The following is a 15,200-nucleotide window of genomic DNA, read 5'->3' as shown; positions in this document are numbered from 1 at the left end:
CCCTTCCCGGCTCAGGCCAGCTTGCGGGCGTCGAAGCCCAGCCCGCGGCCGATGATTTCCTTCATGATTTCCGAGCTGCCCGCAAAGATCCGCGACACGCGGGCATCGCGGTACATGCGGCTGATGCGGAATTCCTCCATGAACCCGGCGCCGCCATGCAGCTGCAGGCAGGCGTCGATCACCTCGCCCTCGGCCTCGGAGGCCAGCAGCTTGGCCTCGGCGGCCGTTTCCGCCGAAAGCCGCCCGGCGTTATGGGCCATCACGCAATCGTCGACAAAGCTTTGCACCACGTCGAGCCGGATGCGCAGACGGGCCATAACGAAACGGTTCTCCTGGAACGACCCCACCGGCTGGCCGAAGGCGGTCCGCTCCTTCACGTAATCCATAGTCAGGTCATAGGCCGTCTGGGCATGGGCGATGGAGCCGATCGCCACATGCAGCCGTTCGTTGGCCAGATGGGTCGCGAGGTTCGCAAAGCCGCGCGTCGGATCACCCAGCACGTTCTCTTTCGGCACCTTCACCTTGTCGAAGAACAGCTCGGCCGTGTCCTGCGCATCCAGCCCCAGTTTCTCGAGCTTGCGACCGCGTTCAAAGCCTTCCATCCCGCGTTCGACCATGAACAGCCCCATGGTGTGGCGCTTGTCCGGGTCGGTCTTGGCGGCAACGACAACGGCATCGGCCTGTATGCCGTTGGAAATATAGGTCTTCTGGCCCGACAACTCCCAGTGGTCGCCCCGGTCGATGGCCCGCGTTCGGATGCCCGCTAGGTCCGACCCGGTGCCCGGTTCGGTCATCGCCACGGCCAGAATGCACTCCCCGCTGATCGCCTTGGGCAGCAGCCGCGCCTTCAGCGCCTCGGTGCCGAGGTTGCCGAGATAGGGCGCCACGATCTGCGAATGCAGGTTCTGGTAGAAGCCCGGGTCGGAATGGCGGATGACCTCTTCCTGCAGGATCTGGTCAAAGCGGTGATCTTTCAGGCCCAGCCCGCCGAATTCCTCGCCCGCCCACATCAGCAGATAGCCCTGACGGCCCGCCGACAGATACGCCTCGCGCGAGACCATGCCGTTCTTGCGCCAGTCCTCCACATGCGGCGTCAGCTCGGCCTGGGCCCATTTGACGACACTGTCGCGGAACATCTGGTGGTCTTCGTCGAAGATCGTGCGTGGGATCAGTGTCATTTTCGCCCCCTCACCCGCGCTTGGGCCGCGGATCGCCAAGGCCAAGGCCCCGGCCGATGATTTCCAGCATGATTTCCGAGGTCCCGGCATAGATCCGGCTGATCCGCGCATCCGCGTACATCCGCGCGATGCGCACCTCGTCCATGTAGCCCGACCCGCCGTGGAACTGGACACAGCGGTCCAGCACCTGGCCCTCCAGCTCGGATGTCGCGTATTTCGCCGCCGCCGCCGCATCGGGTGTCAGCCTGCCCTCGTTGGCGAGCAAAGCGCAGCGGTCGATGAAGCTTTGCATCGCGTCCAGCTCGGTCCGCATCTCGGCCATGCGCAGCCGCGTGTTCTGGAAGGCGGCGATGGGTTTGCCGAAGGCGCGGCGTTCGAGGATATACTCGGACGTGATATCAAACGCCGTCTGCGCATGGGCCAGCGATGTGATGGCGCTCATCAGCCGTTCCACCGCCAGCATCTCGCCCATATGGGCAAAGCCCTGCCCCTCCTGCCCCAGCAGCGCGTCCTTGGGCAGGATCACGTTGTCGAAGAACAGCTCGGCCGTATCCTGATCGTGCAGCCCGATCTTCTTGAGGTGTTTTCCCCGCGAAAACCCCTCGGTCCCGTCTTCCAAGAGAAACAGCGAGATCTGCCCCCGCTTGTCCCCCGTCTTGGCCGCGACGATGAACAGCCCGCCGGTAATCCCGTTGGAAATGAAGGTCTTGGCGCCGTTCAGCTGCCAGTGATTGCCCTTGTCCTCGGCCCTTGTGCGGATCGCGGCAAGGTCCGATCCGGTGTCGGGCTCGGTCATGGCGATGGCGAGGATCGTCTCGCCGGAAATCGCCTTGGGCAGGTATTTGGCCTTTTGCTCGGGCGTGGCGAAATGGTCCAGGTACGGCCCGCAGAGCATCGAATGCGCGTTGTGGAAGAAGCCCACGCCACAGGCGCGGATGGTTTCCTCTTGCAGGACCTGCACGAAACGCAGGTCGCGCAGGCCCAGCCCGCCATATTCCTCGTCGGCGAACATCAGCAGCATGCCGTTCTCGCCCAGCACCTTATAGGCCTCGGGATCGACAAAGCCCTGCTCGCGCCAGCGCATCACCTGAGGGGCGAATTCCTGTTCCATGATCTTGCGGGCGCTGTCGCGGAATTGTTCCTGCTCCGGCGTGAAATCCCGCTCAAGTGTCTGATATCCGGCCATTTCCCTCATCCCACCCGGCGCGACCGGCCTTGCCAGTAACTGTCGCGCAATTCGCGTTTCAGGATCTTGCCGGCGGGCGACAGCGGCATCTCGGCGCGGAACTCGATCGAGCGCGGCACCTTGTAATGGGCGATCTCGGCCCGGCACATCTGGCGCATCTCGTCCTCGGTCGCGTCGTGACCCGCATGCAGAACCAGCACCGCGTGCACCCTCTCGCCCCATTCCTCGTCCGGCACGCCGATCACGGCGCAGAACTGGACAGCCGGGTGCCGGGTCAGGATGTTCTCCACCTCGGTCGAGAACACGTTCTCGCCCCCGGTGATGATGATGTCCTTGATCCGGTCGACCACGTAGACGAACCCCTTGTCGTCCATGAACCCGGCGTCGCCCGTATGCAGCCAGCCCCCGCGCAGCGCCTGCGCCGTCTCTTCGGGGCGGTTCCAGTAGCCGATCATGACCGTGGGCCCCCGCACGCAGATCTCGCCCACCTCGCCGCGCGGGCATTCACTGTCATCGGCCCCGAGGATCGCGATTTCCGCCGTCGGGATCGACCGCCCGGCCGAGGCCATGTGCGGCACGTCCGGGTCCGTCGTGTGGAACTCGGGGGCGAGCGCCGTGACCACCGGGGCGGCCTCGGTCTGGCCATAGACCTGCAGGAATCCGGCCGAGGGGAAGGCCTTCATCGCCGCGCGCAGCAGCGTCTGGTCGATGGGCGCCGCGCCATAGCGGATCGACCGCAGGCTGGAGACGTCGCGGGTGGCAAGGTCGGGATGGTCGATCAGGCGGCGCAGCATGGTGGGCACGGTGAACATGTCGCCGATCTTCCAATGCTCGATCAGCCGCAGGGTCTCACCCGCATCGAAGGTCGGCAGCAGGACATGCGGCGCGCGGCGGACCATGAATTGCATGACCACGGCCAGCCCGCCGATGTGGAACAGGGGCGCCACGTGCAGGCCGGGCGCCGATCCGCCGTGTTCGGCACCTGCGGTCAGGCCGAGCGCGTCCATCAGCATGTTCTGATGGCTCAGCATCACACCCTTGGGCGCGCCGGTCGTGCCTCCGGTATAGAGGATCGCGGCCAGGTCATTGCCGCCGCGCATCGCATCGGCGCAGGGCTCATACGCGGCGATCAGCGCCTCGTAATCCAGCGCGCCTTCGGGCGCAGGGCCGGTGCCCACGTGGATCACGGTTGTCAGCGTGTCGCTCAGGGCGCGCAGCTCGGGCACCATCGGCGCGAAGGTGTCGTCGACGATCAGGATCGCCGTGCCGCTGTCGTCGAGCGAAAAGGCGATCTCCTTCACCGACCAGCGCACGTTGACGGGGTTCAGCACGCCGCCCGCCCAGAGGGTCCCGAAGATGTATTCGATGTAAAAATCCGAGTTCATCGACAGCATGCCGACCCGGTCCCCGGGGGCCAGGCCAAGGTCGCGCAGACCGGCGGCCAGCCGCGAGACGCGCTGTTCGAGCGCAGCACAGGTCTGGATCCGGTCTCCGCAGATCGTCGCGATCCGGTCGGGTTCCTCGCGCGCATCGCGATGCACGGCTGCCGTGAGATGCATGATGTCCTCCCTTCGCGGCTCCTCCTCCGAACCGCTGTTGTCATCGTGGATAGCCGATCGGCCCCGGCCGGTCCCTCGTCGCTTCCGACGAAATCAGGGGATCAGCTTCATCCGCCGGGCCGCCACCACGGCCCGCGCCCGGCTGGACACGCCCAGCTTGGAATTGATGTTGCGCAGATGGGTGCGCACCGTGCTGTCCGAGACAAACAGCTTTTCCGACATCGCCGCGTTGGAATAGCCCTCGGCGAGGTAATGCAGCACCTGCAATTCCTTGGGTGTCAGCGGATCCAAGGGCGCTTCCAGCCCGGCGGCCTCGTCCGGCGCATCGCCTGTTTCGGGCGCGGGCAGCAGGGCCAGCAGGGCTTCGAACCAGGTGCCGAACCGCGCGTCGCGGGCCAGGGCGCCGGTCTTCCAGCGGCCCGAGGCATAGGCCCGCAGGACATCGGCCACCGGGCGGCCTTCGTCCAGAAGCAGGCGCTGGTATTCCTCGCGGGCGCAGACCGGCAGGGCCTTTTGCAGCGCGGCCCAGGCCTGGGCCGTGTCGCCCGCCTGGTGCCAGGCCGCGGCCGAGAGCAGGCGGATGACAAGCGCCCGGCGGGGGCGGCGGTGCAACATCGCATCGGCCATCTCGGCGTTCAGGATGGCCAGGGCGGCGCGGTGATCGCCCTCGTGCAGGTGCAGCCGGGCCTGGCCCAGGGGCAGGGTTTCCAGATCGTTGGCGAGCAGCCGCAGGGGGCGGATGCCGGCCCAGAGACCGGGGTCGCCGGCCTGGCGCAGCTGGTCGCGGGCGGCGCGCAGGTTGTCCTGGCGCAGGAACAGCCGGGCCCGTTCCAATTGGGCCCCCGCCACGACACGCGGCAGGCAGCGCTGAAAGCCGAACCGTTCCAGCCGGACCAGCAGCTCAAAGGCCTCGTCGACATCGCCGGCGTCGAAGGCAATCCGCGACAGGTGAGTGCCCGCCAGGATCAGGTGGTCGCCCAGCCCGACCGAAGCCGCGAAAGGCACCTGCAGGCGCAGCAGGTGGGCCGCCCCGGCCAGGTCGCCGGTTTCGTAGAGCGTCAGCGCATAGGGGATGCCGGCCCAGACATTGCCGTTCAGCCGCCGGCCGTCATCGCCGCTGGCCGAGGCGGCGATGCGGAACCGGGCCTTGGCCAGCAGGAACCGGTTGTCCTGCAGGTCGATGATGCCCTGCACGGATTCCGAATACATCACCGAGAACGGCTGGTCGTCCTGGACCAGCGGTGCCTCGGGGTCGCGGCGGTCCAGCGTGGCGCGGATATTGGCCATGCAGATGCGCGTGGTGTTGCGCGCATAGGCCGACACCAGGTGCAGCCCGTCCTCGGCCAGCTGCCCGGCGGCCTCGGCCTCGGTGAACCGTTCGGCCATGGCCAGGATCATCGGCCGCAGGCAGCGAAGTTCGCCCCGGATCACCGGGTCGTCGCAGGCCGTCAGGGCCGGGCGGTCGGCGATCTCCTGGGCGGCGTCCGGCCCGGCGGTGAAACAGACGGCCCAGGCCTGCATCACGCGCAGCGCCGGGTGATCGTCGAGCAGCGCATCGGGCAGGCAGGCAAACCAGCGGGCCAGCAATTGCACCCGCCCGCGTTCCAGCAGCCCCGGCCCGGCCTCACCCAGCATGGCACAGGCCCGGTCGTGATCGCCGGCGGCCAGGCGGTGGTCGATGGCCTGCATCGGCCGGCCGGCGGCCTGGTACCACTCCGAGGCCCGGCGGTGCAGCACGACGATCTCGTCGGGCATGTGGCGGCGCAGCTGGCCCTTGAGATACCCGGCCAGCAGGGCGTGATAGCGGAACATCCGCCCGGCCCCGTCCAGCGGCGTGATCAGCACGCCCGAGGCCACGAGGTCTTCGAGATGGGCGCCGGCATCCAGCCCCGGGCAGAGCGCGGCGCAGAGGTCGGAGGACAGTTCCGACAGGATCGAGGTCCGCAGCAGGAACGACCAGGCCCCGGGCGAGAGATCGGACAGGAATTCCTCGGTCAGGTATTCGCCCACGGCCAGGTCGGACCCGGAAAACCGGTCGATGAACCGGGGGATCGAGGCCTGGTTGCGCAGGGCGACCGAGGCCATGCGCAGGGCGGCCGGCCAGCCTTCGGTCTTGGATTGCAGGCGCGTCAGGTCGCCCGGGTCGATGCGCAGATGCTGCTGGCCGACCAGGAAATCGCGGGTTTCGTCCAGGGTGAACCGCAGCTCGGTCGGGCGGAATTCGCGCAGCTGGCCATGCAGGCGATAGCGGGCCAGGCTGATCTGGGGCACACGCTGGGTGCCGACGACCAGCACGCCGTTCTCGGGCAGCTCCTGCAGGAGCTCGCGCAGCACGTCCAGCGCGCCATCCTCGCGCATGGTCTCGGCCTCGTCGATGAACAGGGCAAAGGGCGCCTGCAACGCGCCCAGCCGGTCGATCATCGACCCGCCGGCCTGGGCCGCCCCGTCCAGCCCCTCGGCGGTCTCCAGCTGGGCCACGGCGGCCGTCAGGTGATGCAGGAAGCGCCCGGCCTCGTTGTCGGCCTCGCCCAGGGTGAACCAGGCACAGTTGCGGCCCTGCTCGATCAGCCGGGCGCGCAACTGGGTCATGGCCACGGTCTTGCCATAGCCCGAAGGCGCGCGGAACAGCACCAGCTTGACGCCGGCCAGCTCTTCCGGGCCGATCTGCACCACGGTGCGGGGCAGCATGTCACGGGTCATCGACGGCACGCGCAGCCGCATCGCGACCGCGCTGTCGATCTCGTCCCGGCGCGTCATGGCCATCCGTCGCTCCCCCCTTCTGTCCCTTGTCGGATCTTGCCCGGCGGGACACAAGCCGCAACGGACGCCGGGCCCGCAAACCCGGCGTCACGCGGTCAGTTCATGCCGTAACCGGCCAGGTCGAGCTTGGCATAGACCTCGTCCCAGTAGAGCTGTTCCAGCTCTTCGACCGTCTCGACATCGGCGGTCAGGGCGACCCAGCGTTCCAGCACGGTGAGGAAGTCGGCGATCATCTCGGGGGCGCCGTCCAGCCCGTACTTGTCGGCATAGTTCGGCCCGATCGTGTCCACGGCGTCCGACCTGGCAAATTCCTCGGTGAAGGCCAGCAGCTCGGCATCGGCGGTGACGATCTCGATCCCGGCCTCGCGAGCCGTCTCGCGCGCCTCGCGGTCAGCCATTTCATAGCGCCAGGTCACGTCGGCCGAATAGCGCGCGGCGGCCTTGAGCATGGCCAGCCGTTCGGGCTCGGACAGGTCGCGCCAGACGTCGAGATTGACATTGGCCATGGCATTGGACGCAAAAGTGCCCCCGGGAATGTTCAGCTCGATGGCCTTGACCACGTCGACCAGCCCCATGTTGGTCAGTTCGGGCGTCGAGGTGATCACGCAATCGATCACCCCCTGGCTGAGCCCTTCGAAGATCTCGTTGAGCGGCAGCGACACCGACGTCGCGCCCACGGCGGCCGTCCAGCGCGCCCATTGCGCCCCCGCCACGCGCATGCGCTTGCCCTTGAGATCGGCCATCGTGGTCACCGGGCTGATGCATTGCATGCCATAGGTCGGCGAGGCCGCGAAACCGGTATAAAGCTGGTTGTGGGCGGTGTATTCGGCCTGGCAGCTGTCGCAATGCAGCATGACGAATTCGCCCATCGCCCCGGCATAGGCCAGGTTCAGCGAATGGCTCCGCCCGGCGAACAGCGTCTGCATGTTCAGCTCGGCCAGCATGTTGGTCGAGGGGAACAGCGCCGGGGCATAGGCCGGCACGGTCCAGCCGATATCGGCCATGCCGTCGCGCACGCCGTCGGCCGTTTCCAGGAAGCTGAGCAATGACATCGGGTAGATGTCCATGCCAAGCGCGCCGTCCGAGAATTCGGCCAGCGCGTCGGCATAGGTCTGGGCGGCCAGGTCGGCATCCGAACCGGGCGGAAAGCCGTAGGCATAGTTCAGCGTCCTGTCGGCCAGGGCGCCGGTTGCAAGCACGGAGCAAAGCGCGACTGTCATCGCGCCGGTCAGGCGGGTCATGGGTGTCCTCCCTCGGATCTGGGGCCGCCCTTCGCGGGCGGTTTCCTCCGCCTGCCACTCTGGGCGCCCGGGCCCGGCGCTGCCTCGTCGGTTCGGACGATACGGCGGCAATGTCGGGCCCGGGGCGGTCATCCCAGCAGCCGGGGCAGGGTGGTGACGATGCCTGGCACGAACCAGAACAGGGCCAGCAGGCCGAGATCGAGCAGGATGAACCAGGTCACCGCGCGAAAGATCTCGCCCGTGCGCACGCTGTCGCCGACCACTGACTTGACCACGAAGACATTCATGCCCACCGGCGGCGTCAGCATGCCGATTTCCAGCAGCTTGCACAGGATGATGCCGAACAGGATCAGGTCGGCGCCCTGGGCCTTGAGGATGGGCAGCAGGATCGGCAGGGTCAGCAGCATGCAGCCCATCGGTTCGAGGAACATGCCCAGCACCAGGTAGATCACGACGATCCCCAGCATCAGCAGGGTCGGGTCCACCCCGCTGGACATCACCAGCCCCGACAGGAACCGGGCCGATCCCGACAGGGTCAGGAAGCGCGTCAGCAGCGAGGCCCCGATGCCGATGATCAGCAGCATGGATGTCGAGATCAGCGTTTCGAACACCGCCCGTTCCAGCCGCTTGACCGTGAATTCACCCTTGAGCACGCCGATCATCAGGGCAAAGAACGCCCCCGTGGCCCCGGCCTCGGTGGGGGTGAAGACCCCGGCGAAGATGCCCAGGAACACCGCCACGACCGTCACGATCAGCGGCCAGGTCTCGCGCAGGGCGGCCAGTTTCTCGGACCGGCTGACGGTTTCGGCCAGGCGCGGGGCCAGCGCGGGGTTGAACCGGGCGCGCAGGGTGATCAGCAGGAAATAGGCCACGACCGAACAGGCTCCGGCGGCCAGCCCGCCCAGGAACAGGCGGGTCACCGATTGCTGGGCGATGATGCCGTAGATGATCAGGATGATCGACGGCGGGATCAGCGCGCCGATGGTGCCGGCCGTGGCCACGATGGCCGCCGCAAAGCCCGGATCGTACCGCGCCTTGAGCATCTCGGGCACGGCGATGCGCCCCATCGTCGCCGAACAGGCGATCGACGACCCCGACACGGCGGCAAAGCCCGCCGACCCGGCGATGGCCGAAATGCCCAGGCCTCCCGGCAGCCAGGACAGCCACAACCGGGCGGCGCGGAACAGGCCCTGGGTCAGGTTCATGTGGTAGCAGATATAGCCCAGCAACAGGAACATCGGGATCGACGACAGCACCCAGCTGGCCGAGAACTGGTAGGGCACCAGGGCCAGCGCGCCCCAGGCCACCTTCCAGCCCTTCAGGATCCACAGCCCGGAAAAGCTGACCCCGATCAGGGTGATGCCGATGGGCATGCGCAGCATCAGCAGGACAAGCACCAGGCCCAGCAGGCTGAGGCCGATCGAGACATCGGTCATGCCGGCTCCTCCGCGGGCAGGCCCAGGTCGCGGCCGCTGACGATTTCGGCCAGGCGACAGGCCGCCACGAGGGTCATCAGGCCACAGCCGGCCACCAGGATGAAATGCCCCGGCCAGATCAGGATCGAGGCCGTGCCCTGTTCGATCGTCGCGCCGACACGCATCTTGCCCACCGCCTGCTGCCAGGCCGCGACGGTCAGCAGGCCCATGACAAAGACCGTCATCAGCCGGGCCAGCGCGGCCAGCACGCGTTGCAGCCCGGGCGGAAAGCCCCGGGCGACGACATCCACGGCAATGTGGCGGCCACGCAGTTCCAGCAGGGCCAGCGGCACAAAGACCACGACGATCATGTAGTAATTGCCGACAAAGACCAGCGTCCCCGGCAGGGTGATGCCGAAGAGATACCGCAAGGTGACCTCGGCGGTGATGTGCAGCATCATCAGGATGACACACAGGCTGCCCAGCCAGGACAGCCCGTAGGTCGCCCGGTCCAGCCCCTGGCCCAGGGCGGTCATGCCCCCGGCCCGCGATGGCAGGTTGTGATCACGTTGTTCTCCTCCCCGATCTGTCCCGTTGCGGCCCTCCCGCCGCGTTACCCGGCCTTCTCCGGCCGCTCTGCGCGGTCGCCCGGCGGCCCGCCGTCGCCGGTCGCAAAGACCGGAGCGCGTTTTTCCAGGAAGGCGCGGCGACCCTCGGCAAAGGCCGGGCTGTCCAGGTGGCCGGCCTGCTGGCGCGCCTCGCGGTCGAGCAGCGGATCAAAGCCGGACTGCCGGGCCTCGGCAAAGAGCCCGCGCAGCGCCCCGGCCATGCCCGGCGGTGCGGCGGCCAGCGCGGCGCACATCGTGTTGGTCGCCTCGGCCAGCGCGTCATCGGGCACGGCCTGCCAGATCAGCCCCCATTCGGCGGCCCGAGTCGCGGTCAGCCGCCCGCCCATCAGGGCCAGGCCCATGGCCCGCGCCTCGCCCAGCCGGTTGACCAGCGTCCAGTTGGCGCCCAGGTCGGGCACCAGCCCCAGCTTCGGCACGAAGGGAAACAGGAAGAACCCGCTTTCGCCGGCCAGGGTCACATCGGCGGCCAGCGCCAGGCTGGCCCCGGCCCCGGCCGCAGCACCGGCCACGACCGACACGACCGGATGCGGAAAGGCCCGGATCTCGCGGATCATCGGGTTGGACAGCGCATCCATCTGGGCGGCCACGGCCTGGCCCAGGCTTTCGCCGCCACCGTCACGGCCATTGGCATCGTCACTGCCATTGTCATTGGCATTGGCATTGGCATTGGCATTGGCATTGGCATTGGCATTGCCGCTGGCATCACCACCGCCCAGCCCGTCAAGCGCCGCGCCCGAACAAAAGGCCCCGCCGGCCCCGTCGATCACCAGCACCCGCACCCGCGGATCATCGGCCAGCGCGGCCAGCGCCGCGCGGATCTCGGTCTGCATGCGGATCGACAGGGCGTTGCGCCCCGGCGCGTCCAGCGTGATCCGGGCGACCGGCCCGGTCACGTCCAGCCGGATGTGTTCCGTGTCCATCACAGCCGCTCCACGATCGTCACGTTGGCCAGCCCGCCGCCTTCGCACATGGTCTGCAGCCCATAGCGCGCCTTGCGGCGGTGCAGGGCATGGACCAGCGTGGCCATCAGCTTGGCCCCGGTGCCGCCCAGCGGATGGCCCAGGGCAATCGCCCCGCCCCGCACGTTGACCTTGGACGGATCGGCGCCCGTCGCGGCCTGGAAGGCCAGCGGGATCGGCGCAAAGGCCTCGTTCACCTCGAAAAGGTCGATCTCGTCGATGCCCATGCCCGCCCGGGCCAGCGCCCGTTGCGTCGCCGGGATCGGCGCTTCCAGCATGACCACCGGGTCGGCCCCCGTCACCGACATGTGCACGATCCGGGCCAGTGGTGCGACGCCCAGCCGTTTCAGCCCGGCCTCGTTGACGACCATCACGGCCGAGGCCCCGTCGCACATCTGGCTGGCATTGCCGGCGGTCAGCACGCCGCCGTCGATCAGCGGGTCCAGCCCGGCCAGGGCCTCCATCGACCCGCCCCGGCGCACGCCTTCGTCGCGATCGTGGATCTCGTCGGTCGGTGCGCCGTCGGCATCGCGCCGGGCCACGGGCAGGATCTCGTCGTCGAAATGGCCCTTGTCCTGGGCCTCGGCCGCCCGCGCATGGCTGCGCAGGGCAAAGGCATCCAGCACCTCGCGGGTGAACCCGTACTTGCGGGCGATCATCTCGGCGCCTTCGAACTGGTTAAAGACCACCCCCGGATAACGCCGCTGGATATTGGGGCTGATGTAGCTGCCGAACCCGTGCTTGCGGGGCAGCCAGTCGGTCAGGCCCATGGGCACGCGGGTCATGCTTTCGACCCCGGCGGCAATGACGCAATCCATCGTGCCCGACAGCACGGCCTGGGCCGCGAAGTGGATGGCCTGCTGGGACGAGCCGCATTGGCGGTCGACCGACGTGCCCGGCACGGTTTCCGGCAGCGACGAGGCCAGCACGGCATTGCGCGCGATGTTGAAGGCCTGTTCGCCGGCCTGGCCGACACAGCCCAGGATGACGTCATCCACCGCATCGGGCGCCGCGCCGCTGCGCGCGACCAGGGCGTCGATCACCTCGGCCGCCAGGTCGGCCGGGTGCCAGCCGGCCAGCCGCCCGCCCTTGCGCCCGCCTGCCGTCCTGAGCGCGGTGACGATATATGCTTCGGCCATGGTCTCCTCCGTCTGGTTCGGGCGTCTGGTTTGGGCAACCGCCCCGGGCACGGCCCGTGCCGCCCTGCCGGCCCACCCTAGGCCGGGGCAAAAGCCCGGCGCCTCGTCGGATGCGACGAGGCGCGCGGGACGCGCGATGAGCGATCACCCGGCGACACCCCCGGGGCGCAGCCCCTGACAGGAGAGACCCCCATGGCCATCCCCCCCGCCCTCGCTGGCCGGCTCCGCCTGCCGGTCATCCAGTCGCCGATGTTCCTGGCCTCCTCGCCCGAGCTGGTCGCGGCCTGTTGCCGGGCCGGCGTGCTGGGCAGCTTTCCGGCGCTCAACGCCCGCACGACCGACGCCCTGCGCGACCGCATCCGGTCCCTGCGGTACACGCTCGGCCCCGATGACGCGCCCTTCGGCGTCAACCTCGTCGTGCACGGATCGAATACGCGGCTGCAGGCCGACCTCGACGTCATCTGCGCGGAACGGGTGCCCCTGGTCATCACCTCGCTGGGCGCCGTGCGCGACGTGGTCGAACGCGTGCAGGCCCATGGCGGGCTGGTCTTTCACGACGTGATCAACCGGCGCTTTGCCGAAAAGGCCGCCGATGCCGGGGTCGACGGGATCATCGCCGTGGCCGCCGGGGCCGGAGGCCATGCCGGCGGGATCAGCCCCTTTGCCCTGATGGCCGAGATCGCCCGGGTCTTTGACGGCTGCCGGGTGCTGGGCGGGGCCCTGAGCACCGGGGCCGACGTGGCCGCCGCGCGCGTGGCCGGGGCCGACCTGGCCTACATGGGCACGCGGTTCCTGGCCACGCGCGAGGCCGGGATTGCCGCGGACTTCAAGCAGATGATCCTCGATTGCGGCGCGTCCGACATCCTGCACACCCCGGCAATCTCGGGGGTGGCCGCCAATTTCCTGCGCCCCAGCCTGGTCCGGGCCGGGCTGGACCCCGACACCCTGCCCGCCCCCGGCCAGCTGGACATGGAGACCGAGGCCCGGGCCTGGCGCGATGTCTGGTCGGCCGGCCATGGTGTCGCCGCCATCGCCGATCTGCCCGATGCCGCCACGCTCTGCGCCCGGCTGGGCCGGGAGTACCGCGCGACCCTGGCCGGCCTGGCCGCGCGCGACAGCCACGAGGGCTTTGCCGCCTGAGCGGCCCGGCCGTCAGGGCATCGGCACGTCTTCGCCCCGGATCGGCACGTGGTACCCGGCCTGCACCGCCGGGCGCTCGGCCAGCCGCCGGTACCAGGCCAGCACGGCCGGAAAGTCATGCAGATCGACATCCTGTCGCTCGTAGCGCGCAGCCCAGGGCCAGATCGCCATGTCGGCGATGCTATAGGCGCCCTGGCCCGTTCCGGCGATGAAATCGCGGCCCGTCAGCCTGTCGTTCAGCACCTTGTAGAGCCGCCCGGCCTCGCCCATGAACCGGGCCTCGGCATAATCGGACGTGCCGGCATTGTAGAAATGGAAATGGTGCACCTGGCCCAAGATCGGGCCAAAGCCGGCCATCTGCCACATCAGCCATTCGACCACGCGCCATTCCTCGCCGCCCTCTTCGAGGAACCGGCCATGCTTGCGCGCCAGGTAGAGCATGATCGCCCCGCTTTCCATCAGGGTCTGGCCGGTCTCGTCATCGCGGATCGCCGGGATCTTGTTGTTCGGCGCGATGGCCAGGAAATCGGGGGCGAATTGTTCGTCCTTGCCGATGTTCACGGCATGGGCGCGATAGGGCACGCCCAGCTCTTCGAGCAGGATGGACACCTTGCGCCCGTTGGGCGTGGTCCAGGTGTAGAAATCGATCATCGGGTCCTCGGCATGCAACGTAACGGGACAGGCCGGGCGCGTGTCCCGGCCGCTGTCCGGCCCGACCCTAGCCGCCCCCGGCCGGCCTGCCCAGCCCCTCATCCGGCGCCCTGACCAGCCCCCCGGCTTGTGCCCGGGCCGGCGGCGGATAGCCCTTGGTCAGCGGTGTTTCCGGCGGGGCGGCACCGGTGGCGATCAGCCGGCAGCCGTCGACCGCATCGCCCCGGGGCCGGTCGATGGCCCGGCCGATCCGCGCGGCCAGATCCGCCTGCAGCGCCGGGGCCAGCCCGCCCATCAGGTAGAGCGGCGCGCTCGCCGGCAGGTCCAGCAGGGCGACCAGCCCGGCCAGCTCGGCCACCGCCCCGGCCAGGATCGCCCGGGCCTCGGGACAGCCCGCATCGGCGGCTTCGATGGCCAGCGGGGCCAGGGCGGCGACATCGGCCGGGCGCAGCCCCGAGATCAGGTCCATCAGCCCGTCATAGCCGCCGATCCGCGCGAACAGCAGGCGCGACAGGATCGTTTCGGCCACCAGGCCTTCCAGCGCGCGCACGCCGTGTCGCATCACCCGCCGGCCGATCCAGAAGCCCGACCCCCGGTCGCCCCCGGCCCAGCCGAAACCGTCGCGCTGCACCGACCGGCCGTCCTCCATCAGCCGGTGGCCCACCGCCCCGGTGCCCGCGATGACCAGCCCGGCAGGTTGGCCGCCCCCGGCGCCGATCAGCGCGGCGTAGCCGTCGGTCACGATCTCGCAGCGGGCAAAGCCCGGCAGGGCGGCGGCAAAGCGGGCGCGGGCGTCGGGCGACTGGGTGCCCGCCGCGCCGATGACGGCGACCACCTCCGGGTCCGCCGGGCCATCCGCTCCGCGACAGGCAGCCCAGGCGCGGGCCACGTTGTCGGCCGCGCCGGCCGGATCGGTCGAGACATTGCACGGCCCGGCCCGGCCTTCGCCCAAAAGCCGGCCATCGGCCGCCCACAGCCGCGCGCGGGTTGTACTGCCCCCGCCATCCACGCCAAGGATCCCCTGTGCCGCCATGCCCGGCCCCCGTTGCTGCGGCCGGCCCGCGCCCCCGGGGCGAGATCCGGCATCGACATTCCGTTCCGCATTTGCACGAATGGCCGGGCATCGGGCAAGGGTGCAGCCGCCGGCGCAGGCCATGCGGCGACATTCGGCAAGGGACGATGGAAGCAAGGCCAACCAAGGAGCCAAGCATACCGGGGCACAAGTCCATTCGGCACGACAGGACGTGTCGCGGGGCAAGACAACATGGGGGCAGTCCGGCCGCGGACCATGCGACCGGGCACATCCCGGCGCGGGAGAAACCGGCGCAACGGGACGCAAGACA

12 protein-coding genes are annotated in these 15,200 nt (G+C 69.1%); 1 reads left to right on the top strand and 11 read right to left on the bottom strand.

What is annotated here, in order from left to right; genetic code table 11:
• Positions 1-11: 11 nt before the first annotated feature.
• The 9 genes from ACK3BB_RS21830 to ACK3BB_RS21790 form a co-directional block, all read right to left on the bottom strand.
• Positions 12-1,169, bottom strand: coding sequence for an acyl-CoA dehydrogenase family protein (locus ACK3BB_RS21830; protein WP_428929051.1), 1,158 nt, complete (start codon positions 1,167-1,169; stop codon positions 12-14).
• A 19-nt stretch (positions 1,170-1,188) separates the two neighbouring features.
• Positions 1,189-2,364 carry an acyl-CoA dehydrogenase family protein gene (locus ACK3BB_RS21825; protein WP_428928984.1) on the bottom strand — a complete coding sequence of 392 codons (1,176 nt, stop codon included), beginning with the start codon at positions 2,362-2,364 and terminating at the stop codon, positions 1,189-1,191.
• Between the two features lie 5 nt (positions 2,365-2,369).
• Positions 2,370-3,923 (bottom strand): class I adenylate-forming enzyme family protein, encoded by a 1,554-nt coding sequence (locus ACK3BB_RS21820; protein WP_428928983.1) that lies wholly within the window; start codon positions 3,921-3,923, stop codon positions 2,370-2,372.
• A 93-nt stretch (positions 3,924-4,016) separates the two neighbouring features.
• Positions 4,017-6,686, bottom strand: coding sequence for a LuxR C-terminal-related transcriptional regulator (locus ACK3BB_RS21815; RefSeq protein WP_428928982.1), 2,670 nt, complete (start codon positions 6,684-6,686; stop codon positions 4,017-4,019).
• A 92-nt stretch (positions 6,687-6,778) separates the two neighbouring features.
• Positions 6,779-7,924, bottom strand: a complete 1,146-nt coding sequence (locus tag ACK3BB_RS21810) for a C4-dicarboxylate TRAP transporter substrate-binding protein (protein ID WP_428928981.1) — start codon at positions 7,922-7,924, stop codon at positions 6,779-6,781.
• A gap of 128 nt (positions 7,925-8,052) precedes the next feature.
• The gene (locus ACK3BB_RS21805) at positions 8,053-9,360 is read right to left on the bottom strand and encodes a TRAP transporter large permease (RefSeq protein WP_428928980.1); all 1,308 of its coding nucleotides are present in this window, start codon (positions 9,358-9,360) and stop codon (positions 8,053-8,055) included.
• Entirely contained in the window at positions 9,357-9,875 is a 519-nt protein-coding gene (locus ACK3BB_RS21800) for a TRAP transporter small permease (RefSeq protein ID WP_428928979.1), read from the bottom strand. Before ACK3BB_RS21800 ends, ACK3BB_RS21805 begins: the two co-directional genes overlap by 4 nt.
• A gap of 77 nt (positions 9,876-9,952) precedes the next feature.
• Positions 9,953-10,888: an enoyl-CoA hydratase-related protein gene (locus tag ACK3BB_RS21795; protein WP_428928978.1), complete on the bottom strand. Its 936-nt coding sequence runs from the start codon at positions 10,886-10,888 to the stop codon at positions 9,953-9,955.
• A complete protein-coding gene (locus ACK3BB_RS21790; RefSeq protein ID WP_428928977.1) occupies positions 10,888-12,066 on the bottom strand; it encodes an acetyl-CoA C-acetyltransferase in 1,179 nt (392 codons plus the stop codon). The genes ACK3BB_RS21795 and ACK3BB_RS21790 overlap by 1 nt, the downstream gene beginning before the upstream one ends.
• Positions 12,067-12,258: 192 nt before the next feature.
• Between ACK3BB_RS21790 and ACK3BB_RS21785 the strand changes: the two genes are divergently transcribed.
• Positions 12,259-13,206 carry an NAD(P)H-dependent flavin oxidoreductase gene (locus ACK3BB_RS21785; protein WP_428928976.1) on the top strand — a complete coding sequence of 316 codons (948 nt, stop codon included), beginning with the start codon at positions 12,259-12,261 and terminating at the stop codon, positions 13,204-13,206.
• Between the two features lie 12 nt (positions 13,207-13,218).
• Here ACK3BB_RS21785 and ACK3BB_RS21780 read toward each other — a convergent pair whose 3' ends face one another.
• Positions 13,219-13,857: a glutathione S-transferase family protein gene (locus ACK3BB_RS21780; RefSeq protein ID WP_428928975.1), complete on the bottom strand. Its 639-nt coding sequence runs from the start codon at positions 13,855-13,857 to the stop codon at positions 13,219-13,221.
• Positions 13,858-13,924: 67 nt separating this feature from the next.
• A complete protein-coding gene (locus ACK3BB_RS21775; RefSeq protein ID WP_428928974.1) occupies positions 13,925-14,890 on the bottom strand; it encodes a BadF/BadG/BcrA/BcrD ATPase family protein in 966 nt (321 codons plus the stop codon).
• Positions 14,891-15,200: the final 310 nt, after the last annotated feature.

The sequence above is a fragment of the Marinibacterium sp. SX1 genome (assembly GCF_050389775.1).
Lineage (GTDB): Bacteria > Pseudomonadota > Alphaproteobacteria > Rhodobacterales > Rhodobacteraceae > Marinibacterium.
This window is presented reverse-complemented; position numbering and strand designations above follow the sequence as displayed.

Excerpts from the sequence above, each read along its gene's own strand:
- ACK3BB_RS21815 (WP_428928982.1), bottom strand. The coding sequence starts at position 6,686 with ATGGCCATGACGCGCCGGGACGAGATCGACAGCGCGGTCGCGATGCGG.
- ACK3BB_RS21825 (WP_428928984.1), bottom strand. The coding sequence starts at position 2,364 with ATGGCCGGATATCAGACACTTGAGCGGGATTTCACGCCGGAGCAGGAA.
- ACK3BB_RS21805 (WP_428928980.1), bottom strand. The coding sequence starts at position 9,360 with ATGACCGATGTCTCGATCGGCCTCAGCCTGCTGGGCCTGGTGCTTGTC.
- ACK3BB_RS21775 (WP_428928974.1), bottom strand. The coding sequence starts at position 14,890 with ATGGCGGCACAGGGGATCCTTGGCGTGGATGGCGGGGGCAGTACAACC.
- ACK3BB_RS21810 (WP_428928981.1), bottom strand. The coding sequence starts at position 7,924 with ATGACCCGCCTGACCGGCGCGATGACAGTCGCGCTTTGCTCCGTGCTT.
- ACK3BB_RS21795 (WP_428928978.1), bottom strand. The coding sequence starts at position 10,888 with ATGGACACGGAACACATCCGGCTGGACGTGACCGGGCCGGTCGCCCGG.
- ACK3BB_RS21800 (WP_428928979.1), bottom strand. The coding sequence starts at position 9,875 with ATGACCGCCCTGGGCCAGGGGCTGGACCGGGCGACCTACGGGCTGTCC.
- ACK3BB_RS21785 (WP_428928976.1), top strand. The coding sequence starts at position 12,259 with ATGGCCATCCCCCCCGCCCTCGCTGGCCGGCTCCGCCTGCCGGTCATC.
- ACK3BB_RS21780 (WP_428928975.1), bottom strand. The coding sequence starts at position 13,857 with ATGATCGATTTCTACACCTGGACCACGCCCAACGGGCGCAAGGTGTCC.
- ACK3BB_RS21820 (WP_428928983.1), bottom strand. The coding sequence starts at position 3,923 with ATGCATCTCACGGCAGCCGTGCATCGCGATGCGCGCGAGGAACCCGAC.
- ACK3BB_RS21790 (WP_428928977.1), bottom strand. The coding sequence starts at position 12,066 with ATGGCCGAAGCATATATCGTCACCGCGCTCAGGACGGCAGGCGGGCGC.